This window comes from Labrenzia sp. THAF191a, assembly GCF_009363335.1.
In the GTDB taxonomy this organism is placed as follows: domain Bacteria; phylum Pseudomonadota; class Alphaproteobacteria; order Rhizobiales; family Stappiaceae; genus Roseibium; species Roseibium algicola.
The window spans coordinates 2,264,941-2,286,903 of the sequence record NZ_CP045333.1; the positions used below are offsets into that span (position 1 = coordinate 2,264,941).

Consider the following 21,963-nt stretch of genomic DNA (forward strand, 5'->3'; position numbering starts at 1 on the left):
AGCTGCAGCAGGAGCACAGCGTGAGAGTTCAGACACGGCAACGGGAAGGGAAGGGGACACGCGCCGCCTCGCTTCGGGTTGTCGTATCCCTTGGTCTTGCGCTTGTTGCCTGCTCTGCCGGAATCTCTGCCGCACAGGACGCGCAACGCGGTGAAATCGTGGTTGCGCAAAACGGGCCCTTCCGGGGGTTCAACCCGTTTGCTCCTTTGCAGCGGTTATTTGGCGGTGGTGGCGAGAAGCGCACGAAGCAGCCACAAAAGACACAGCAGAAGCCGCGGGTTTCCCGGCCCTCGGGGGTGCCGCCCAAATTCGACGTTCTCGAAAAGGACCCCAATGCCGGCCTGATCCTGGTCGTTGGAGACCGCATGGCACGCGGTGTCGCCGACGGGTTGAAATACACACTCGCCCAAAAACCGCAGATCCGTGTCGAAGCCATTACCGAGGACAAGGAAGGCTTTGTCGGAGAAGGATCGCCGGACTGGGCGACACAGGTGGTTTCCAGGATCCGGGGGGCGGACGTTCAGGCCGTGGTGGTGATGATCGGCCGGCGGGACCTGGGTAAATCCTTTCCCGGTGAACCGCCCGTTGAATTCATGACAGCAGAGTGGCTGGAGAGCTACCGCAGGAAGGTCGACGGGCTTGTGCGTGTGGTGCGACAGGAAAAGAAACCGCTTGTGTGGGCCGGCCTGCCGCCCACGGGCGACGAACTGGTGAACGCGGATTTCACGCAGCTCAATTCGATCTTCCAGGGCGCGTCGGAGGACCGGAGAGTCCGCTATGTCGATATCTGGGATATCTTTCTGGCTGAAGACGGCAGCTTTTCCTCTTACGGACCCGATGTCGACGGCAAGAACACGCGTCTGCGGACGAACGACAAGATCGATTTCACCTGGGCAGGCTATCGGAAAGTCGCATTCTTCGTGGAACGCGAACTGTCCCGCCTGCTTGGAGGCTATGGCGGGCTAGCTTTCGAAGGCGTGGAGGACGACCCGAACTTCATCGTCCTGACCGGACGTACGACGTCGCCCGAAGCACTGCTTCTGGGCGGTGAGGATGAAGAAGAGATCAATTCGGCCAGCAGGACCTACCGCTTTTTCGTGAAGGGCGAGCCTTTGCCTCCGATGCAGGGACGTGTGGACGATCCACGGATGCCTGCCGTTGCAGTGTCTGCGCCGGTTGCCGCTGTTGAGGAAGTGTTTGCCCCAACAAGTGCCGACTTGCGTGAGAGCTTGAACTCAGCAGCCAGCCAGGACGCGCAAGGCCGCGTCTCCGTGACCGTGCGCCCGGGATCGCAATGACCCTTTGAAACATGTTTTGAAAAACACAAAACCCCGCAGGCGTTTGCCGGCGGGGTTTTTTCATTTCTGGAAATAGAGTTCAGCGCGGCAGGTCGGTCGAGCCGGTGAGGAACTCGTCAACAGCGCGCGCTGCCTGACGGCCTTCTCGGATCGCCCAGACAACCAGGGACTGACCCTTGCGCACGTCGCCGGCAGCATAGACCTTGTCCAGGCTGGTCTTGTAATCGTCGGTGTTGGCCTTGACGTTGGTGCGGCCATCCAGCTCCAGCTTGTCGCCGGCTTCAGCGATGTAGGTTTCCAGCAGCGGGCCGGAAAAGCCGATAGCCGCCAGAACGAGGTCGGCGCGCAGGATGAATTCGGTACCTTCAATCGGGCGGCGCTTTTCGTCCACGCGGGCGCATTTGACGCCAGTAACCTTGCCGTCTTCGCCGACAAGGGCAAGCGTTGCGGCGGAGAACTCACGTTCAGCGCCTTCAGCCTGCGACGACGAGGTGCGGAACTTGGTCGGCCAGTACGGCCAGATCGCCAGCTTGTCTTCCTTCAACGGCGGGATCGGGCGAATGTCGAGCTGCGTCACCGACAGGGCTCCCTGACGGAATGCGGTGCCGACGCAGTCGGACGCGGTGTCACCGCCGCCGATGACGACGACATGCTTGCCACCGGCCCAGATCGGGGCCTCGTCGCCTTCCGGCTCACCGCCGACCCGGCGGTTCTGCTGGACCAGGTACGGCATCGCCCAATGGCAGCCTTCCAGTTCCATGCCGGAGACACCCGGATCACGCGGACGTTCGGCACCTGCGCACAGGATAACCGCGTCATGACGCTCGGCCAGTTCTTCCAGGGCAACGGTTACGCCGACATTGACGCCGTAATGGAACGTCACGCCTTCGGCTTCCATCTGCTTCACGCGGCGGTCGATGTAGTGCTTTTCCATCTTGAAGTCGGGAATGCCGTAGCGAAGCAGGCCACCGGCCTTCGGCTCACGTTCATAGACATGCACGGTGTGACCAGCGCGGGCGAGCTGCTGGGCGGCCGCCATGCCTGCGGGGCCGGAGCCGATGATCGCCACTGCCTTGCCGGTCTTGGTTGCCGACAGTTCCGGTACGATCCAGCCTTCTTCCCAACCCTTGTCGGCAATCGCCTGTTCCACGCTCTTGATGTTGACCGGAATGTCTTCCAGGTTCAGCGTGCAGGCTTCCTCGCAAGGAGCCGGGCAGATGCGCCCGGTGAACTCGGGGAAGTTGTTGGTGGAATGCAGGTTCTTGAGCGCGTAGTCCCAGTCGCCCTGGTAGACCAGATCGTTCCAGTCCGGGATCTGGTTGTTGACCGGACAGCCAGTCGGGCCGTGGCAGAACGGAATGCCGCAATCCATGCAGCGGGCCGCCTGATTGGTGACGTCCTGGTCGTTCAGCGGAATGGTGAACTCGCGGAAATGGCGAATACGGTCAGAGGCAGGCTGATACTTCTGTTCCTGCCGATCGATTTCCATAAAACCGGTTACCTTGCCCAAGGCGACCTCCTCAAAATTTCATGCGTCTGTCCAGGGTGGCTGCAATCGGCCGCGTCATGCGGCCGAGAGCCAGTTCGTGCGTTTGGCCGGATTATTCGGCAGCGACCATGCCGAGGCGCTGCTCTTCCATTTCGCGCAGGGCCCGGCGGTATTCGACCGGCATCACCTTGACGAACTTGGGCCGGTACTGGGTCCAGTTGTCGAGGATTGCCTCGGCCTTTGTCGAGCCGGTCAGTTCCAGATGTTTCGTCAGCATCTGGCGCAGGCGCTCATCGTCATGGCGGGTCATGTCGCAGGAAAGGTCCACGCGGCCCTTGTGCTCGATATCCCCACCATGGTGGTGCAGCTTCTCCAGAAGATCGTCTTCTTCGGTCACCGGTTCCAGTTCGACCATGGCCAGGTTGCAGCGGGAGCCGAATGTGCCGTCTTCATCGAGCACATAGGCAATGCCGCCGGACATGCCGGCCGCGAAGTTGCGTCCGGTCTGGCCGATCACGACGACGACGCCACCGGTCATGTATTCGCAGCCGTGGTCACCCACGCCTTCGACAACGGCAACTGCGCCGGAGTTGCGAACTGCAAAGCGTTCCCCGGCAACACCGCGGAAGTAGCATTCACCTTCGGTTGCGCCGTAAAGCACCGTGTTGCCGACAATGATCGAGTTTTCCGGCACGATCCGGGTGTTCTCCGGCGGGCGGACGATCAGCTTGCCACCGGCAAGACCCTTGCCGACATAGTCGTTGGCATCGCCGACAAGATCAATGGTGACGCCGCGGGCGACGAAGGCGCCGAACGCCTGGCCTGCCGTGCCCTTCAGATTGATCTTCAGGGTGTCGGGGTGTTTCAGGCCCTTGTTGCCGTACCGCTTGGCGATTTCACCGGAGAGCATGGCACCAACCGACCGGTCGACGGAACAGATCGTCTCGTCGACAATTGTCGGTTCCTTGCTGTCCAGGGCCGGCTTGGAAGCGGCAATCAGGCGACGGTCCAGGATGTCGTGGATCGGGTGATCCTGACGCGTGGTCCAGCGGGTCTCTTCCGGTTTTGCTTCCGGCTGGAAGAAAATACGGGAGAAATCGAGACCCTTGGCCTTCCAGTGATCGATCGCGGCTTCCTTGTCGAGGAAGTCGGACCGGCCGATCATGTCTTCCATCGTTTTGAAGCCGAGGTTGGCCATCAGCTCACGAACTTCTTCGGCGACGAAGAAGAAGTAGTTGATGACGTGTTCCGGGGTGCCCTTGAAGCGCTTGCGCAGGACCGGGTCCTGGGTGGCGATGCCGACCGGGCAGGTGTTGAGATGGCACTTGCGCATCATCAGGCAGCCTGCGGCAATCAGCGGAGCGGTCGAGAAGCCGAATTCGTCGGCACCAAGAAGCGCACCGATGATGACGTCCCGGCCTGTGCGGATGCCGCCGTCGACCTGAAGGGCGATGCGCGAGCGCAGTCCGTTCAGCACCAGGGTCTGCTGGGTTTCGGCAAGGCCGATTTCCCAGGGAGAGCCGGCGTGTTTGATCGAGGTCAGCGGTGATGCACCGGTGCCGCCGTCGTAACCGGATATCGTGATGTGGTCGGCGCGTGCCTTGGCAACGCCGGCAGCAACCGTTCCGACACCCACTTCCGACACCAGCTTGACCGAGATATCGGCTTCCGGATTGACGTTTTTCAGGTCGTAGATCAGCTGCGCCAGATCTTCGATGGAGTAGATGTCATGGTGCGGCGGGGGTGAAATCAGGCCGACGCCCGGGGTCGAGTGACGTACCTTGGCGATCACCGCATCCACCTTGTGACCCGGCAACTGGCCGCCTTCGCCGGGCTTTGCACCCTGGGCGACCTTAATCTGGATCATGTCGGAGTTGACCAGATATTCCGTGGTCACGCCAAAACGGCCGGAAGCAACCTGCTTGATGGCAGAGCGCTGCGGGTTGGACGAGCCGTCCGGCAGCGGATTGAAGCGCTCCGGCTCCTCGCCGCCTTCACCGGTGTTCGACTTGCCGCCGATCTGGTTCATGGCGATTGCCAAGGTCGTGTGAGCTTCACGCGAAATCGAGCCGAAGGACATGGCGCCGGTGACGAAGCGCTTGACGATGGCTTCTGCCGGTTCCACCTGGTCGAGCGCGATCGGCGAGCGGCCGATTTCGTCCGCGGACTTGATCCGGAACAGGCCGCGGATCGCGTAGCGTCCGCTCTTTTCATTCACTTCCTTGGCGAAGGCGCGATAGGTGTCCGGGAGCTTCGCGCGCACTGCATGTTGCAGCAGCGCGACGGAGTCCGGGGTCCACATGTGGCTTTCACCACGGGTCCGGTAAGCGTATTCACCGCCAACTTCCAGCGAGCGGCGCAGGATGGCGACGTCGCCGAAGGCCTGCTCGTGGCGCAGAACGGTTTCATCGGCGACTTCGGCAAGGCCGATGCCTTCGATCATGGTTGCCGTGCCGAAGAAGTACTTCTTCACGAAGGACGAGCCGAGGCCGACAGCGTCGAAGATCTGCGCGCCGCAATAGGACTGGTAGGTCGAGATGCCCATCTTGGACATGACCTTGAGGATGCCCTTGTCGATGGACTTGATGTAGCGGTAGACGACTTCGTCCTGATCGACTTCCTCCGGGAAGTCCATTTCCATATGCATGGAAAGCAGCGTTTCAAACGCGAGATAAGGGTTGATCGCTTCCGCGCCATAGCCGGCCAGAACACAGAAATGGTGGACTTCGCGCGCTTCACCGGTTTCAACCACCAGACCGACAGACGTCCTGAGACCCTTGCGGATGAGGTGGTGGTGCACGGCGGCCGTTGCCAGCAGTGCCGGGATCGCGATGCGTGACCGGCTGATCAGGCGATCGGACAGGATGATGATGTTGTATCCGTCCAGAACCGCCTTTTCGGCGCGCTCGCACAATTCGTCGAGAGCGCCTTCCATACCGACAGCGCCTTTCTCGGAATTGTAGGTGATGTCCAGCGTCTTGGCGGAGAACTGGTTGTCTGCGATGTCGCCGATGGCGCGGATCTTCTCCAGGTCCTCATTGGTGAGGATCGGCTGGCGAACTTCCAGGCGCTTGGAGGTCGACAGGCCTTCAAGGTCGAAGATGTTCGGGCGCGGGCCGATGAAGGAGACTAGGCTCATCACCAGCTCCTCGCGGATCGGGTCGATCGGCGGGTTGGTGACCTGGGCGAAGTTCTGCTTGAAGTAGGTGTAAAGCAGCTTGGACTTGTCGGAGAGCGCTGAAATCGGCGTGTCCGTGCCCATGGAGCCGATGGCTTCCTGGCCGACGGTTGCCATCGGGGTCATCAGAAGCTTGATGTCTTCTTCCGTGTAGCCGAAGGCCTGCTGGCGGTCGAGGAGGCTTTCACCGGCTACCGGCGCGCGCTGGCGCACGCCCGGAAGGTCTTCCAGTACGATCTGGGACCGGTGCAGCCAGTCCTTGTATGGGTTGGCCGTGGAAAGCTGCCGCTTGATTTCGTCGTCGGAAACGATCCGGCCTTCGTCCATGTCGATCAGCAGCATCTTGCCCGGCTGCAGGCGCCATTTCTGGACAATGCGCTCTTCTTCGACCGGCAGGACGCCAACCTCGGAAGACATGATGACGAAGTCGTCGTCGGTGACGATGTAGCGGGCGGGACGCAGGCCGTTCCGGTCCAGCGTTGCGCCGATCTGGCGGCCATCGGTGAAGGCAACGGCTGCCGGGCCGTCCCACGGCTCCATCAGGGCCGCGTGGTATTCGTAGAAGGCACGACGGTTGTCGTCCATCAGCGGGTTGCCGGCCCAGGCTTCCGGGATCAGCATCATGGCCGCATGGGCGAGCGAATAACCACCCATGACCAGGAACTCGAGGGCGTTGTCGAAGCAGGCGGTGTCCGACTGGCCTTCATAGGAAATCGGCCAGAGCTTGGAGATGTCGTCGCCGAGCAGCGCCGACGATACGGACGCCTGACGAGCCGCCATCCAGTTGACGTTGCCGCGCAGCGTGTTGATCTCACCGTTGTGCGCAACCATCCGGTAGGGGTGCGACAGATCCCAGGACGGGAACGTGTTGGTGGAAAAACGCTGGTGGACAAGGGCCAGGGCCGACGAAAAGCGCTCGTCCTTCAGGTCGGCGTAATAGGCGCCGAGCTGATAGGCGAGGAACATGCCCTTGTAGACGATGGTCCGGCTGGACATTGAAACGATATAAAAGCCTTTCGAAACCGCATCGGTTTCGGCACGCACACGGTTCGAGATGACCTTGCGCAGTACATAAAGGCGGCGTTCGAAGGCATCTGCCTCACCGCCGGTCTTGCGAATGAAGACCTGACGGGAAACCGGTTCGGTGGCAGCGATGTCCGGCGCCTTGGAAAGCGATGAATTGTCGACAGGCACGTCACGCCAGCCGATCAGTTCCTTGCCTTCGTCTTCAATGACACGCTCGATGATGGCTTCGCACTTGGCGCGCAGCTCATCGTCCTGCGGCATGAAGATGAAACCGACACCATATTCACCGGCATCGGGAAGCGTGGTGCCGGCGTTGGCGAGTTCTTCTGCAAAGAACGCGTGCGGGATCTGCACCAGCATGCCTGCACCGTCGCCCATCAGCGGGTCGGCACCAACTGCGCCGCGGTGCGTGAGGTTTTCAAGAACCTGCAGACCGTCGGCAATTATCTTGTGGGACTTCTCGCCTTTCATGTGGGCGACAAAGCCGACACCGCAGGCGTCGTGTTCGCGCGACGGATTATAGAGCCCTTTGTCGGCGGCCGTGCTCAGTCGTTCCGCAAGTGTAGTGGTTGCGGTGGTCTTCATGTCCACGCTCCCCGCTTGCATGGCTGTGCTCGTCGTCAGCTCTATCTTCGTCATGTGCGCCCTCACTGTTGACCCCAGTGCCGCCGTGGCTGGGAGCGTCCGGTTCCGTTCGGGTCGCATTCCATCAAGAATGCGGTCCGGCGAACCCTGGCTTTCCTGCCCCGGCTCTGTTGTTGTATTAACCACGGCCGTTTATCAAAGCAAACCGCCGCATTGACGCAGCGGTCCTCCGCTGCCGAAACGTTCCGTCTCGCTTCCTTGCGGATCCTCCCCGGATCCGCACAGTGGTCAGCCTGGCTATCACCGATGCCTTGTTGTCCTGCGCCCTGTCCGGGCCGTTTTGGGCATGGCGATAATTGGGACAGCATACCTGTCCTATTCCAAGCGGCGCGAACATGACAGATTTCGCCGTCGTGAGCAAGAGTGTTTCTGCGTCGCCGCATTATAATTGTTTCGCGCGAAAAGTGCCAATCGTCCGGAAAGGTCAAAACCGGCGATAAATATGTAAGAATCTTGCGTTTGTTAAACTTTGTGCAGTTATGCTCGCAAAACAGTCACATGCGTTTGATTTCCTATTTATCTTCAATAGGGTCATCTACGGTGGGTGACTGGCGGCCCAGCAAAAACGCCGGTACGCAGTGATTTTTCAAAGACGAGAGGAGATCGAGATGAAGCATAAGGCCATGTCTGCAGCAATTGTTGCCGGTGCGGTGGCAACCGCGGTTGCAGGTCTGTCGTCAACCGTTCCGGCCCACGCCCAGGCCAAGGAAAAATGCTATGGCGTGTCCCTTAAAGGTCAGAACGACTGCAAGGCGGGTGCAGGTACGACTTGCGCCGGTACGTCGACCGTCGACTATCAGGGCAACGCCTGGACGCTCGTCCCGAAGGGCACCTGCGTGACGATGGATGTTCCAGGTGGCCGTCACGGCTCTCTGACCGAACTTAAGCGCGACCTGCCGGAAGCCTGATAGGCTTTAGACGGCCGCAACTGCGGCAATCTGGTCAGGCAGGCAGCTTCTTATCCCGCACTTGGTGCCGAGGCGGGCAGGGCGCCAGCCCTTTCAAAGTCAAGAGCCATGGTGCTTCAGTCAGCCAAGTCTGAAGATGTCCTCAGCCAGCGTGCCTGCCTGACAAAACTTTTTCCACCCGGAGGGCCCATGGTTTCCGATACCCGATCAACACCGGTACTGCGCAGCGAGGCGGTTGTTCCCGCGCGCGCCGGAGCCGGTCTGAAGCCGGAGCATGTCGCGGCTATTCTGGAAACGTCCGCGGATATCGGTTTTTTTGAAGTTCATGCCGAAAACTACATGGGGGCCGGCGGTCCGCCGCACCGGCAACTGGAGGCAATCCGCGAGCGGTATCCCCTGTCTCTACATGGTGTCGGTCTTTCGATCGGCGGTGAACAGCCTCTGGACAAGGATCATTTGCGGCGCTTGTCAGACCTGAACAAGCGATATGAACCGGGACTGTTTTCCGAACATCTGGCCTGGTCGACGCACGACACGACTTATTTCAACGACCTGTTGCCGGTACCCTACGACGAAGCCACGCTGAACCGTGTGTGCGATCACATAGATGAAGTGCAGGAGACCGTCGGACGGCAGATGCTTCTGGAAAATCCGTCGACTTACGTCGCCTTTGCACAGAGCACGATGAGCGAACTGGATTTTCTGAGCGAGATCGCGCGCCGGACCGGCTGCGGCCTGTTGCTCGACATCAACAACGTGCATGTGTCCTGCACCAACCACGAGAGATCCGCGAGAGATTACCTCGCCGCCTTCCCGATGGCTGCCGTCGGCGAAATACATCTGGGCGGCCATGCGCCTGACCGGGATGACGCCGGACGGCCACTGCTGATCGACGCGCATGACCGGGAAGTGGATCTTGCGGTTTGGCAGCTTTATGAAGATGTCATTCGTCTACAGGGGCCGCTGCCGACCCTGATCGAGTGGGACAACAATGTTCCCGCCTGGCCGGTTCTGCTTGCCGAGGCACAAGCCGCGGACCGCATTCTGGCGCAGCCTGCAGAGGCTGGCAGAAAGCAAGCGGTCTGACATGCGTGGTCCGCTGTCCCTGCCGCAGGTAAATGCCGCCTCGTTTGGGCGTGCGCTGCTCGACCCGCAAATGGCAACGCCTGATGGACTGACTGGTCCGGATGGAGAAACAGCGCCGAAGCGATTCAATGTCTACCGCAACAACGTCATCGTCAGCCTGTGCGAAGCGCTCGGTGAAAGCTTTCCTGCAGTGAAGGCGCTGTTGGGGGAAGAGTATTTCAGGGCGCTTGCCCAGGCCTTCGTGACAGCTCATCCGCCGGTATCGCCTGTGTTGATCTGGTACGGCGCCGGTTTCGCCGATTTCCTGGACGCGTTTCCGCCGCTCAAGGCATATCCTTATCTCGGCGATGTTGCCCGGCTGGAATGGTCTTGGCTCCAAGCCTATCATGCGGCGGATGCCGCGCCTCTCGATCCGGCAATCCTGGGCAGCATCGATCCGCAAAGACTCGGGGACGTTCGCTTCGTACCGCATCCGGCGGCGCACGTCGTGACATCTGCCTGGCCGATCTGGGCGATTGCGCGAGCCAACAGGTTTGAACCCGATGAGGCTGAAGCTGTCGATCTTGACGAGCCGCAATCGGTAATGATTACCCGGCCGGACATGGAGGTGGATGTCTATCTGCTGCGTCCGGGCGGGGCTGTTTTCACGATGGATCTCCTGCAAGGGCAGACGCTTGCAGCAGCGGCAAGCCGGGCTCAGGAGGAAGACGACGGTTTTTCCTTGTCCGATTGCCTTTCGGACTGTCTTGCAGCTGGTGCATTTTCCGCCCTGCAACTGGATGACTAACACGCATGCGGCAAATGGATGCCGCTTGATCATGGGGGATTAGATGGGTGTGCTGATTGGGTTTTTCGTCAGGCTCTACACGATGGTGTTCGGAGCTCTGGAACGGCTGACAAATGGCTGGTTCATCGGGCTTGCAGCCCGGTTCATTTTTGCCGCGATCCTGCTGCAGTTCTTCCTGAACTCGGCGATGACGAAAATAGGCGGCAACATCATGAACATCTTCACGCCAACCGCAGGTGCCTATGCGCAGATGCTGCCCAAGATGATGGAACAGGTCAGCTACGACACCAGTCAGATTGCGTTCTTCCCGTATGGTCTCATGGTGCTTCTGGGCACCTGGGGTGAATTTGTCCTGCCGGTGATGGTGGTTGTCGGTCTATTCACCCGCTTCGCAAGCCTCGGCATGATCGTTTTCATCTGCGTCATGACCTATGTCGACATCTATGGCCATGGGGCTGATGCAAAGACGATCGGGGCGCTGTTCGACGGTGAACCTTATGCGATCATCGCCGATGACCGGTTGCTCTGGATCTTCCTGTTGCTGGTGCCGATGCTCAAGGGGCCGGGTGTCGTCTCGCTGGACTGGCTGCTCGGCCGGTCCTATCGCAAGCGCGAGATGTACTACTGAAAAATCGGTTGCCGGTTGTGATGCCAAGTGATTAAACCGGCACATGAATTTTGCCAGTGACAATTGGGCGGGTGCGGCTCCGGCGGTGATGTCGGCGCTGGCCCGCTATAATGACGGGTTCTCGCCAGCCTACGGCACCGACCCGTTGACCGATTCCGTCTCCGCCACGTTCAACGAGATCTTCGAACGTGAAGTGGCCGTCTTCTTCGTGGCGACCGGTTCAGCGGCGAATTCCTTGGCGCTGGCTTCCTGTGCCAAGCCGGGCGGGGCGATCTTCTGCCATTCCGGTGCGCATATTCAGGTTGATGAATGCAATTGCCCCGAGTTCATGACCGGCGGCAACAAGCTGTTGAGCGTGAAGGGACCAAACGGCCGGTTCTCCGCCGATGCCCTTCGCGAAAAGATGGCGCAGGTTCCTGACGGTGTTGTCCACCATGGTCAGGTCGCGTCCGTTTCCATCAGCCAGGCAACCGAATGCGGCACCGTCTATACGCTGGATGAAATAGGCGCGATCAAGGATGTCTGCCGGTCCCGTTCGGTGCCGCTTCACATGGACGGCGCACGATTTGCCAATGCGCTTGTGACACTTGGCTGTTCGGCGGCAGACATGACATGGAAAGCGGGTGTGGACGTGCTTTCCTTCGGAGCCACTAAAAACGGCTGCTGGTGTGCGGAGGCCGTGGTTTTCTTTGACCTGGACGCCGCGAAATCCTTTGAGTATTTCCGCAAGCGCGGCGGTCACCTTTTCTCCAAGAGCCGCTTCGTGGCGGCCCAGTTCGAAGGCTATTTCCAGGATGACACCTGGCTGACGACCGCAAGCCATGCCAACGGCATGGCAACCCGTCTTGCCGAAGGCATCAGGCAGGCCGGAGGGCGTACTGCCTGGGCGGTGGAAGCCAACGAACTGTTCCCGATCCTGAAACGCAGCCAGATGGAAGCTCTTCAGGCAGCCGGTGCCAAGCTCTATGAATGGCCTGCAGAGGGCCTCGCCGAAGGCCACGCTCCGGCATCGGACGAAGTCTGTGTGCGTCTCGTCACCAGTTTTGCAACGACGGATGAAGACGTCGATGCGTTTCTGAAAGTGCTGTCCGGGACGGTCTGAGGGCCGCTCTGCTGTGCAGAGATGTCTCGTGACGTGCAGTAACATCAAAAAAGGCGCCTGGTTTCCCAGGCGCCCCGATGATGCGATTGCCGCAGTTGAACCAGGCGGTTAGTGCGCCGTGGTTTCGATCTGCTTGGTTTCACCACTGGTGATTTCGATCTTGCGCGGCTTCATGGCTTCCGGGATTTCCCGGACAAGATCAACGTGCAGCAAGCCGTTTTCGAGGCTTGCCCCTTCCACGCGGACATGTTCGGCAATCTGGAAGCGGCGTTCAAAGGTGCGCGAGGCAATGCCGCGGTAGAGAATTTCCCGGCTGGCATCTTCTTCAGCTTTTTCACCCTTGATGGTGAGCGTGTGCTCCTTGGCTTCGACGCTCAGTTCGTCGTCGGAGAAGCCTGCCACGGCCATCGTGATGCGGTAGGCGTTTTCGCCCGTGCGCTCGATGTTATAGGGCGGATAGCTCGGAGCTTCGTTGCCGGCGGCATCGAGCATCGAGAAAAGCCGGTCGAAACCGACGGTGGAGCGGTAAAGTGGAGAAAAGTCGAAGTGACGCATGTGTCTGTCCTCTCTTGAGCAACTGATACTTCACTGATGTTGAGCAGTCCTTGGTCCCCCGGATTGGCGGGACAGGCTGCGGTGCAAACCCGGTCTGGCGCTTGCATGAAGAGATTTGGTAATTCGGATTTTCATTTCAAGAGGCGGGAAATGTGGGGCGTCGTGGAAACATGAACGCCACATGAACAGTGCCTTCCGGTTGCGTTCAAGTGGCCCGGTGCATCTTCAATCCAACGTCAGCACGGCGCTGGCGGAACAAACTGGAGATTTGAAGATGTTTGCCAATGTTTCGAAATTGTCCGCCCCGATCGCCGGTGCCATTCTGCTGGTGTCCGCAGGTTTCATCACCACCGCATCCGCTGCCCCGCTGGTTGGAAAGACCCAGATCGAACCGGCAAAAGCCGAGCTGGTGGTCAAGGTCGATCATCGTCGTGGTAATGGCCGTGGCAACTGGAACGGCCGTCACGGTGGTCGCCATTTCGAAATGGGTCCGCGCCAGATCCGCCGCAGCCTGCGTCACCGCGGTTTCGACCATATCAAGATCCTCGACCGCCGTGGCCCGATGTACATCGTCCGGGCAAAAGGCTGGCGTGGCATGCCGGTTCGGCTGGTCGTCGATTCCCGCAATGCCAACATTGTCCGCAGCCATCCGATCGGTAAGCGTGGTCACTGGCAGCGCCGCTGGTACTAAGCAGCAGCTACAAGCTGTCTGACCCTTTCAGGGCCGGCTTCCCAGGGAGCCGGCCTGAAGCTTGTTGTGAGGGGCGCCTGGCACGGGTATCACTTGACGATGCAAGACAAAGCCGGACGGTGCCGGCAGGATCTGCAGGCGTGACGAGTTGTTGACGAAAAACCATTATCTGTTTGAAAAACAAACTCTCAACGAGCCCGAGTGATTCGCAGCGCATGACCTTGATCGACCATCCCGACAATCCGGTGCCCGAAGGGGCGCGATCCGGGTTCGTCACGACGCCGGATGACAAGAAAATCCGGTATGCGCATTGGCCCGCCGCCGGTGCCCGGCGCAAGGGTACGGTGACACTGCTTCAGGGGCGGGCGGAGTTCATCGAGAAATACTTCGAGGTGATCGAGGATCTTCGTCAGCGGGGTTTTGCCGTCATCGCCTTCGACTGGCGCGGGCAGGGCGGGTCGCAACGCCTGACCCGCAATCCCAGACGCGGACACGTTTCGAACTTCAACAAGTACAAGCTGGATTTGCGCACTGTCCTGAAGGAAGTTTCACTGGCGACCTACCCTGGGCCTCACTTTGCGCTTGCCCACTCTACCGGAGCGCTGGTTGTCCTGTCCGATACGGACCGTCTGCGGACGATGCTGGACCGCGCGGTGCTGACAGCGCCGCTGCTGGGCCTGCCGACGGGAACTTGGTCTCCCGGCCTGGTGTCCGGGTTCCGGTCGATCCTGCGCAAGCTCACTCTGGGGCTGTTTGGCCGCCCGGGCCTGAAGGCAACCTCTCCCAAGACGTCCTGGCTGATTGAAAAGGTTGCCATTCCGGTTGCCCGCCTGTTGTCGATGTTCGGTCTTGGCAGATTGTTTGTGCCGGGGGGCAACGCTGAAATTTCCGTGCCCTATGAAAGCAACCGGCAAACGACGGACAAGGCGCGGTTCGAGCGGTTCAACAAGGTGCTGGAAGAGGCGCCAGAGCTGGGTGTCGGGTCTCCCACTCTCGGTTGGCTGGGTGCGACCGGCCGCGCCATGCTGGCGCTGCGCCGGCGGGAGGCCGGGCCGAATATCAAATTACCCTGTCTGGTGCTGGCTGCGGGCAACGACCGGATCGTCTCCACACCCATGATCGAGGACTTCGTGGCGCGGGCGAAGGCGACTGCCTATGTGGAAATCGCGGGCGCCGAGCACGAACTGATGATGGAACGCGATGCCTTCCGCGACCAGTTCTGGGCGGCGTTCGATGCCTTTGTGCCTGGCCTTGAAGCCGAACAGGCGCTGGAACGCGCCCAAAGCTGATCCCACGCCCTGATATGGCCGTGTGGACGGTCAATCTGCCTTTGCGAGGTTCCGCAGGAGGATTTCATGCAGGAGCGGGTCGCCTGACGCAACGATTTGGCCGCCGTCGGCCGGAGAGCCGCCAGTCCACGTCGTGACAACGCCGCCTGCTCCTTCAATGATCGGCACAAGTGCAACGATATCATAGGCTTGCAGACCGGATTCGATTACCGCGTCGCCGTGCCCGGCTGCGACCATGCAGTAGGCATAGCAGTCGGTACCATAGCGGGATAACTGCACGGCAGCTTCGATCTGGTCGAACGCCTGGCGTTCGCCTTCGTTGAAAAGTGCCGGTGTGGTGGTGAAAATAGTGGCATCTTCCAGCTTCTGACAGGGCCGGGTCTTGAGCTGCCTGGCACCCAGAGGCCCATCGTACCAGGCCGTCTTGCCGTCGCCACCGAACCGTTCGCCGATATAGGGCTGAACCATCATGCCGAGGCTTGGAACGCCATTGGTCCGCAGGCCGATCAGCGTGCCCCAGGTGGGCAGGCCGGTGATGAAGGCACGGGTACCGTCAATCGGGTCCAGCACCCACACATGTTCAGCGTCGAGATTTTCCGGGCCGTGTTCTTCGCCAAGGATTCCGTGGTCCGGATAGGTCTCGTTGATCAGGGCGCGCATCGCCGTTTCACCGTTCTTGTCGGCGATGGTGACCGGGTCGAAGCCGGCTTTCCACTTGTTGTCGATTGCAAAGCCCTGGCGGAAATGCGGCATGATCGCACCGCTGGCTGCTTCCGCCAGCCTGTCCAGAAACGGGGCAAACAAATTGGAACTGGAAACAGGCCCTGCCGACATCATTACCTCCTGGCTGCGGAAACCGCTCAAAACCCAAATCAACGTGAATTGCCGCTTGTATAACCGGTTCTGCAAAAAAATGAATCTGCAAAACCTGAATGACTGCTCATACTTTGATCAGTTTCAAAGGGCTGTCGGGCTTGACCTTTGTGCGGTGCAATGCGATTTTATTGCGGTGCGATACGTTGTGTCGTACCGCCCTCCTTGGGCGTTTCCTCCCTAGACTCGGGCCGCCTCTTTTGAGAGCGGCCTTTTTTTTGGTCCGGGGTTTTATTCCGCTGCGATGGAGTCCGCCGGCAAGGCTGCATCCGGCATGGAGGTCAGTTCGCGGGCAAACTGGCACAGGTCGTGGAAGAGGTCGCCGAAGCCGGGGGTCGGCTGGTGGGTTGCCTCGTCCATATAGAGCCCGCGATTGATTTCGATCTGCAGGGCATGCAGACCGCTTGTGGGGCGGCCGTAGTGTTCGGTGATGAAACCGCCCGCATACGGCTTGTTGCGCGAGACGGTGTAGCCCATCTCCTTCAGCACCGAGCAGGCGAACTCCGTCAGGTCGCTGCTGCAGCTGGTGCCATAGCGGTCACCCAGGATGAAATCCGGCCGCGTGTCGGTGGTCTGGCATTTCACGCTTGAAGGCATGGAATGACAATCGATCAGAACGGCGTAGCCGAAGGTGACATGGGTCTGGGCCAGAAGCCGGCGCAAAGTGGTGTGGTAAGGCTTGTAGATCTCCTCCACCCGGCTGAGGGCTTCGGACACCGGCAGCTTGTGCCTGTAGATCTCGTGGTTCTCGCTGACGATGCGCGCCACGGTGCCAAGCCCGCCGGCCACGCGGATCGAACGGCTGTTGGCATAGGTCGGCAGACGCCCGTCGAACATCTTCGGGTCGAGCTCATAGGGCTCGCGGTTCACATCAAGGTAGGCCCTGGGGAAATGCGCACGCAGGAGCGGCGCGCCGAGCGGCACGACATGGGCAAACAGATCGTCGACATAAGCATCCTCCGACCGCCGGATGGCTGTTTCGTCCAGGCGGGAAGACGCTAGAAAGCTCTTGGAATATTGCCTGCCGGAATGGGGCGAATTGAAAACGAACGGAACCCTTTGGTCCGCAGGACACAAAACTTCAAACGCTGGAAAGCCGTTAAAGTCCGCCTCGAAGGAGGCTTGTGGGGAAGGCTGCTTGTCGTCCGTCAATGGTGTGTCCTGGTTGCCGCCCGGTGCAGGCCATGGCCCATGGTGCCAAGGAATCGCGGCGCAGTCCACCTTGGTGGGATCAAAAGCCCCGCGGCTGTGGGGAAACATCTGGTGATCGAGGGCAGGAATGGCCAGATGCCACTAATGCCACAGCAGTACCAATGGCCCGGGAATGCCTGCACCATGACGATTTTCCTTAACGTGAGAAGCCGACAGGTTCTCACGAGGCAAGTGATGGTTCTTTCTCAACAAGAGCCTATCCACACCGTGGGGACGTGATCCAATTCACCCTATCATTCTGTGGAATTCGAGCTATAACCGGCAGAAAGGGAACCGAACCCACACGAACAAAGGACCTGGTCAATTACGATGCCGCGTATCCTGCTTGCCGAAGATGATAATGACATGCGCCGCTTTCTGGCGAAGGCGCTGGAAAATGCCGGTCATGACGTCGTTTCGTTCGATAACGGCAGAAGCGCCTACGAGCGCCTGCGCGAGGAACCGTTTTCTCTGCTTCTGACCGATATCGTGATGCCGGAGATGGACGGGATCGAGCTGGCGCGCCGGGCTACGGAACTCGATCCGGACCTGAAGGTGATGTTCATTACCGGATTTGCCGCCGTTGCCCTCAATCCGGAATCGGATGCTCCCAAGGACGCCAAGGTCCTCTCCAAGCCATTCCATCTTAAAGACCTTGTCCAGGAAGTGGAGCGCATGCTGGCCGCCTGACAAGGTGTTGACGCGGCGGAAAACAGGGGTTGCGAACCGGGCTGGGGAAATTTTGACAGTTCGGTGAAAAAGGGGGGTTGCACAGTTTGCGGATCCCCGTTATATCGCACTCCACCACGGCGCTGGGGCGTCGGACTACCGAGAAATTCGGGCGTGTAGCTCAGCGGGAGAGCACTTCGTTGACATCGAAGGGGTCACAGGTTCAATCCCTGTCACGCCCACCATTATTGCGCTGATTGAAGTTTCAAGAAGCGCGGATTGATCAGAAGACAGGCGCAGGACCTGCCGCAGCTTCTAGACCAATCCAGTCAAACGTGAGCGCCTTTGGCGCTCATTTGGTTTAAAGAAGCAGGGCCCTTGTGGGGACAGTGACATGAAGATCAAAAACTCGCTCAAAGCGCTCATGACCCGCCACCGCGACAACCGCATGGTTCGCCGTAAAGGCCGCGTCTACATCATCAACAAGAAAAACCCGCGTTTCAAAGCACGCCAGGGCTAATCTTGTTGCCGCGCATTGCGTGGCGGAAGAACTGAAAATCTCTTCCTGAACAAGGCTTTATCTTGTTGTTGGGAGAGGTGGCCAGGTCCCTGCCACCGTCGTGCACGAAGATGTGTCAAATTCCCGGATTGACCGCCGCATCCAACGATCCATAATCGTCGGATGCGGATTTTTGTGTTTGCCCTCCTGTTTCTCGCCGGCACCAGTCTAGCCAGCGCCCAGCCTGTTCCAGATCTCGGTCCGGAAGCAGAGCCACCTTCTGCCGAAGACTTCAATGCTCTTCCCGACGATCTTCCGGAAGACGGCGGGCAGGTGGTCGTCGATGAGAGTGATCCGGAAGACGAGAAGTCGCGTCTGGACGAACTCTTTGCCAATCTCGCCAAATCGGACAATCCGAAGGAAGCCGAGCGTATCGGCCGGGAAATCCAGATGCTCTGGATGGATTCGGGCAGTGATACGGTGGATGTGCTGATGTCGCGGGCCGGCAAGGCAATCCAGGCTGACGATCATGCGTTGGCGCTGGACCTCCTGGACACAGTGGTCATCCTGAAGCCGACTTATGCGGAAGGCTGGAACCGGCGTGCGACAGTCCACTACATGACGGAAGATTTCGGCAAGTCCCTGGTCGATATCGAGCGCACACTGGCGTTGGAGCCCCGTCATTGGGGGGCCTTGTCGGGGCTCGCCATCATCCAGCGGCGTCTGGGGTTCGAAAGCGAAGCGCTGGCGACGTTCCGGCGGGCTCTTGAAGTCAACCCGAGCCTGGAAAATGCCACCAAGGCCGTGAACGATCTGGAAAAGGAAGCCGAGGGCGAACCTGCTTGAGGCAAGCCCGCCTGAGGTAAGCCCACTCGAGTAAGCCTGGTCGGCCTGTCTTTATGCCGCCGGGCTTGATTGCTGCGAGCGCGGTGCTATGTCCGGGCTATGATCCCGTTCCTGATTGCTCTTCTTGTCGCCGCCTGTCTGTTTGTCGCCTACTCGCTTTTCAGGGCAAGGCAGATTTCGCGCACCTACACACCTGACGGCAGTCTTGCCGAGGTGAACGGTGCGCAGATGCACTATCACTTCATTCCTGCGTCACAGGCGGCCAGCGAGCGGCCTGTGCTGGTGTTCCTGCATGGGGCCAGTGGCAACGCCTACGACATGAAGTTGGCTTTTGAAGGCGCATTCAAGGGGCGCTATTCGCTTCTTTTCATCGATCGTCCGGGGCTTGGGTTCTCGCAGCGCTCCAGAACGGGCCTGAACACGCCTGAAAGCCAGGCGAAGCTGATTACCGGATTGCTCGCGAAACTCGGCATCGAGACATCAGTGGTGGTGGGGCATTCGCTCGGGGGAGCCGTGACGGCTGCTGTGGGCCTTGCCGCACCGGAGCGGGTGAAAGGGCTCGTCTTCCTGGCTCCTGTCAGCCATGTGTGGCCGGGCGGGGTCAACTGGTACTACAAGGTTGCCGCGATGCCTCTCATCGGCTGGCTGTTTGCCCGGACGCTGACGATCCCTGTCGGCGAGCGACTGGTGCCACAAATGCTGAAGCATGTTTTCCATCCGGATCCGCCACTTGCCGGCTATGCGGCGTCTGTCCGTCTGCCGCTGCTTTTCCGTCCCGAAAGCTTCCGCTCGAACGCGGCGGACATCTGCAGTCTGAAGGAAGCTGTGCGGCAACAGTCCCGGCAGTATGGCGAGCTGGAGCAGCCGTCGCTGATCATCACGGGTACGAAAGATACGGTGGTCTGGCCGTCGATCCATTGTGAAGGCCTTTTGCAGGACCTGCCGGATGCGGAGCTGCTGATGCTGGGCGCGGCCGGTCACATGCCCCAGCATACGCATGCGGATGAAATCGTGTCCGGTGTCGACAGACTTGTGGCGCGGATAGAGGCGTCAGAGGACAAGGCGGGAGCGGCTGAAGCCAGGGCCGGGACATTGCGCACGGCATGAAAAAGGCGGCCTTGAAGCCGCCTTTCGTCATCCGGTTTGTTTTAACCGATTAGATCGTCAAATGCCGCCCTGGCCGTCGTTGCCGACGAAGGCAATCCGCAGCATGTTCGTGGAGCCCGGAGTGCCGAACGGCACACCTGCGGTCACGATAATGCGCTGACCCGGTTTCGCAAACCCTTCGGAAAAGGAGATGCGGCAGGCGCGGTCGATCATGTCTTCCTCGTTGGCGGCGTCTTCACTGACCACACAGTGCAAGCCCCAGCCGAGCGACAGGCGACGTGCAGTTGCAAGCACCGGCGACAGAACGATCACCGGGCTGGCCGGACGTTCACGAGAGGCACGCAGGCCCGTTGCGCCAGACGTCGTGTAGCAGACGACGGCAGCAAGGTTCAGCGTTTCGGCAATCTGCCGGGCCGCTGCCGAAATCGCGTCGGCGCCGGTGGCCTCCGGCTCGGTCCGCTGTGCGTAGATGATCGTGCGGTAGTTGGGATCCTGTTCCACCTGCTGGGCGATCTTGTCCATGGTGGACACTGCCTCGATTGGGAATTCGCCTGCAGCGGATTCGGCCGACAGCATGACGGCGTCTGCACCTTCGAACACGGCGGTGGCAACGTCGGACACCTCGGCGCGGGTCGGCACCGGTGCGTTGATCATGGATTCCAGCATCTGCGTGGCGATCACGACCGGCTTGCCTGCACGGCGGCAGGCGCGGGTGATGCGCTTCTGAAGGCCGGGAACCTGTTCCAGAGGCAGTTCAACACCCAGGTCGCCACGGGCAACCATGATGGCGTCGGAGAGTTCGATGATCTCGTCCAGCCGGCCGATGGCCTGCGGCTTTTCGATCTTGGCCAGAACGCCGGCGCGACCACGGGTGATCTTGCGCACTTCGGCAATGTCGTCCGGGCGCTGCACGAAGGACAGGGCCACCCAGTCGACGTTCTGGTCGAGGGCGGCGATCAGGTCCTTGTGGTCCTTCTCGGTCATGGCGCTGGTCGCGATTTCCGAATCGGGAACGCTGACGCCCTTGCGGTCGGACAGCTTGCCGCCGACAACGACTTCCGTCACGGCCCTGGTGCGGTCGGCTTCCAGAACCTTGAGCTGGATCTTGCCGTCATCGAGCAGCAGGCGGTGGCCCGGCTCTAGAGCCTGAAGAATTTCGGGATGCGGCAGGTGGACCCTGTCGACGCTGCCGCCGGACTTGTCGGCGTCCAGCGTGAACGTTGCGCCGTTTTCCAGCATGACCGGACCGTCGGCAAAAGTTCCCACACGCAGCTTGGGTCCCTGCAGATCGGCCAGAATGCCGATTGGCCGCCCAACCTTCTCCTCAACAGAACGGATGCGTTCGACAAGCATCTTCAGACGATCATGATCGGTATGGCTCATGTTGATGCGGAACACGTCCGCACCGGAGCGATACAATTTTTCGATGATGTCTTGTTCTGAGGAGGAGGGTCCGAGAGTTGCAAGAATTTTGACTCGCCGGTTACGCCTCATCGCCCACCTGTCCCCTGTTGCACGGGTTCGGTCAGCTGGACCGTCCAGCTGCTCTGTTCGCCCGTGTCGATTTCAAAAAAGCCTGTCCGCTCGAATCCGCGAGCCACACAGTCCTCAATTCCGCGAATGGTGAATTCCTTTTCCCGGGTGCACATGAACGCCCGGCCACCCCATTCGCCGAATTGGTCATAATCAACTGCGTAGATGTAATAGTATCGTGACACCAGCGCCCCGGGTACCAGGGTCTCGCAGGAATTGGAAGCAAGGTTCCACCAGCCTTCGGTGACCCAGTCGGTCTTGTCCTTGTAGCCGATGGCTACACCAACCTGACTGTCGGTCTTGTTGCAAAGGCGCAGATCCGCTCTGGCTTCGTCACTGGATGCGGAGAAAAACAGCACGGTGAGGAATGCAGCAAAGGCAAATTTCACAGGCACGCTGATACATGCCCGAGACTCGCCCTGGTTCCGTTCCCCAACCTTAAACATATGCAGTCGTTCGCTTTGCTGCTTTACAGACATTCGCTTTTTGCGTCGACAAGGGGGCCTTGTCAACGTCGTTAACGGGATACGGAGCCTTTCGCCCAGACTTGTTTCCCGAACCGT

General features: G+C 60.0%; 19 protein-coding genes and 1 tRNA gene. 13 read left to right on the forward strand and 7 right to left on the reverse strand.

Translation table 11 applies throughout. The annotated features are described in order from the left end of the window. Positions 1-20 precede the first annotated feature (20 nt). On the forward strand, positions 21-1,298 hold the full coding sequence (locus FIV05_RS10450) for a GDSL-type esterase/lipase family protein (protein ID WP_152509517.1): 1,278 nt from the start codon (positions 21-23) through the stop codon (positions 1,296-1,298). Positions 1,299-1,377: 79 nt separating this feature from the next. Here FIV05_RS10450 and FIV05_RS10455 read toward each other — a convergent pair whose 3' ends face one another. After that, a complete protein-coding gene (locus tag FIV05_RS10455; protein WP_031270545.1) occupies positions 1,378-2,808 on the reverse strand; it encodes a glutamate synthase subunit beta in 1,431 nt (476 codons plus the stop codon). Positions 2,809-2,899: 91 nt separating this feature from the next. Beyond that, complete coding sequence (gene gltB, locus FIV05_RS10460; RefSeq protein WP_286202284.1) at positions 2,900-7,576, reverse strand: glutamate synthase large subunit; 4,677 nt, start codon at positions 7,574-7,576, stop codon at positions 2,900-2,902. Between the two features lie 668 nt (positions 7,577-8,244). On the opposite strand from gltB, the gene FIV05_RS10465 reads away from it, so the two are divergent. From FIV05_RS10465 to FIV05_RS10485, 5 genes are all read left to right on the forward strand, one after another. Next, a complete protein-coding gene (locus FIV05_RS10465) occupies positions 8,245-8,544 on the forward strand; it encodes a DUF2282 domain-containing protein (RefSeq protein WP_152509519.1) in 300 nt (99 codons plus the stop codon). 189 nt (positions 8,545-8,733) lie between these two features. Further along, positions 8,734-9,630, forward strand: coding sequence for a DUF692 domain-containing protein (locus FIV05_RS10470; RefSeq protein ID WP_152509520.1), 897 nt, complete (start codon positions 8,734-8,736; stop codon positions 9,628-9,630). A 1-nt stretch (position 9,631) separates the two neighbouring features. Then, positions 9,632-10,417: a DNA-binding domain-containing protein gene (locus tag FIV05_RS10475; RefSeq protein WP_152509521.1), complete on the forward strand. Its 786-nt coding sequence runs from the start codon at positions 9,632-9,634 to the stop codon at positions 10,415-10,417. A gap of 43 nt (positions 10,418-10,460) precedes the next feature. Next, complete coding sequence (locus FIV05_RS10480) at positions 10,461-11,045, forward strand: DoxX family protein (RefSeq protein ID WP_152509522.1); 585 nt, start codon at positions 10,461-10,463, stop codon at positions 11,043-11,045. A gap of 43 nt (positions 11,046-11,088) precedes the next feature. Then, a complete protein-coding gene (locus FIV05_RS10485; RefSeq protein ID WP_152509523.1) occupies positions 11,089-12,147 on the forward strand; it encodes a low specificity L-threonine aldolase in 1,059 nt (352 codons plus the stop codon). Positions 12,148-12,255: 108 nt separating this feature from the next. On the opposite strand, the gene FIV05_RS10490 is transcribed toward FIV05_RS10485, so the two are convergent. Further along, positions 12,256-12,702: an Hsp20 family protein gene (locus FIV05_RS10490; RefSeq protein WP_055661173.1), complete on the reverse strand. Its 447-nt coding sequence runs from the start codon at positions 12,700-12,702 to the stop codon at positions 12,256-12,258. A 274-nt stretch (positions 12,703-12,976) separates the two neighbouring features. Between FIV05_RS10490 and FIV05_RS10495 the strand changes: the two genes are divergently transcribed. Then, positions 12,977-13,393 (forward strand): hypothetical protein, encoded by a 417-nt coding sequence (locus FIV05_RS10495; RefSeq protein WP_152509524.1) that lies wholly within the window; start codon positions 12,977-12,979, stop codon positions 13,391-13,393. A 215-nt stretch (positions 13,394-13,608) separates the two neighbouring features. Then, positions 13,609-14,682 carry an alpha/beta hydrolase gene (locus FIV05_RS10500; RefSeq protein WP_152509525.1) on the forward strand — a complete coding sequence of 358 codons (1,074 nt, stop codon included), beginning with the start codon at positions 13,609-13,611 and terminating at the stop codon, positions 14,680-14,682. Between the two features lie 30 nt (positions 14,683-14,712). Here the strand turns inward: FIV05_RS10500 and hisN are convergent, their stop codons facing one another. Together hisN and FIV05_RS10510 are read right to left on the reverse strand one after the other, a co-directional pair. Then, positions 14,713-15,519 (reverse strand): histidinol-phosphatase, encoded by an 807-nt coding sequence (hisN, locus tag FIV05_RS10505; RefSeq protein WP_152509526.1) that lies wholly within the window; start codon positions 15,517-15,519, stop codon positions 14,713-14,715. 267 nt (positions 15,520-15,786) lie between these two features. After that, complete coding sequence (locus tag FIV05_RS10510) at positions 15,787-16,632, reverse strand: N-formylglutamate amidohydrolase (protein ID WP_173013981.1); 846 nt, start codon at positions 16,630-16,632, stop codon at positions 15,787-15,789. A gap of 444 nt (positions 16,633-17,076) precedes the next feature. On the opposite strand from FIV05_RS10510, the gene cpdR reads away from it, so the two are divergent. The 5 genes from cpdR to FIV05_RS10535 all read left to right on the forward strand — a co-directional run bounded on the left by cpdR (position 17,077) and on the right by FIV05_RS10535 (position 19,867). Next, positions 17,077-17,436, forward strand: coding sequence for a cell cycle two-component system response regulator CpdR (cpdR, locus tag FIV05_RS10515; protein ID WP_006932209.1), 360 nt, complete (start codon positions 17,077-17,079; stop codon positions 17,434-17,436). 149 nt (positions 17,437-17,585) lie between these two features. Then, a tRNA-Val gene (locus FIV05_RS10520) sits at positions 17,586-17,660 on the forward strand. Between the two features lie 149 nt (positions 17,661-17,809). Continuing rightward, positions 17,810-17,935 (forward strand): type B 50S ribosomal protein L36, encoded by a 126-nt coding sequence (gene ykgO / locus FIV05_RS10525; RefSeq protein ID WP_006932207.1) that lies wholly within the window; start codon positions 17,810-17,812, stop codon positions 17,933-17,935. 162 nt (positions 17,936-18,097) lie between these two features. Continuing rightward, positions 18,098-18,760 carry a tetratricopeptide repeat protein gene (locus tag FIV05_RS10530; RefSeq protein ID WP_062487005.1) on the forward strand — a complete coding sequence of 221 codons (663 nt, stop codon included), beginning with the start codon at positions 18,098-18,100 and terminating at the stop codon, positions 18,758-18,760. Between the two features lie 99 nt (positions 18,761-18,859). Beyond that, entirely contained in the window at positions 18,860-19,867 is a 1,008-nt protein-coding gene (locus tag FIV05_RS10535) for an alpha/beta hydrolase (RefSeq protein WP_209009932.1), read from the forward strand. 57 nt (positions 19,868-19,924) lie between these two features. On the opposite strand, the gene pyk is transcribed toward FIV05_RS10535, so the two are convergent. Both pyk and FIV05_RS10545 read right to left on the reverse strand, forming a co-directional pair. Continuing rightward, complete coding sequence (pyk, locus tag FIV05_RS10540; protein WP_023003528.1) at positions 19,925-21,361, reverse strand: pyruvate kinase; 1,437 nt, start codon at positions 21,359-21,361, stop codon at positions 19,925-19,927. Then, a complete protein-coding gene (locus FIV05_RS10545; RefSeq protein ID WP_228148130.1) occupies positions 21,358-21,789 on the reverse strand; it encodes a DUF1036 domain-containing protein in 432 nt (143 codons plus the stop codon). The genes pyk and FIV05_RS10545 overlap by 4 nt, the downstream gene beginning before the upstream one ends. Positions 21,790-21,963 lie beyond the last annotated feature (174 nt).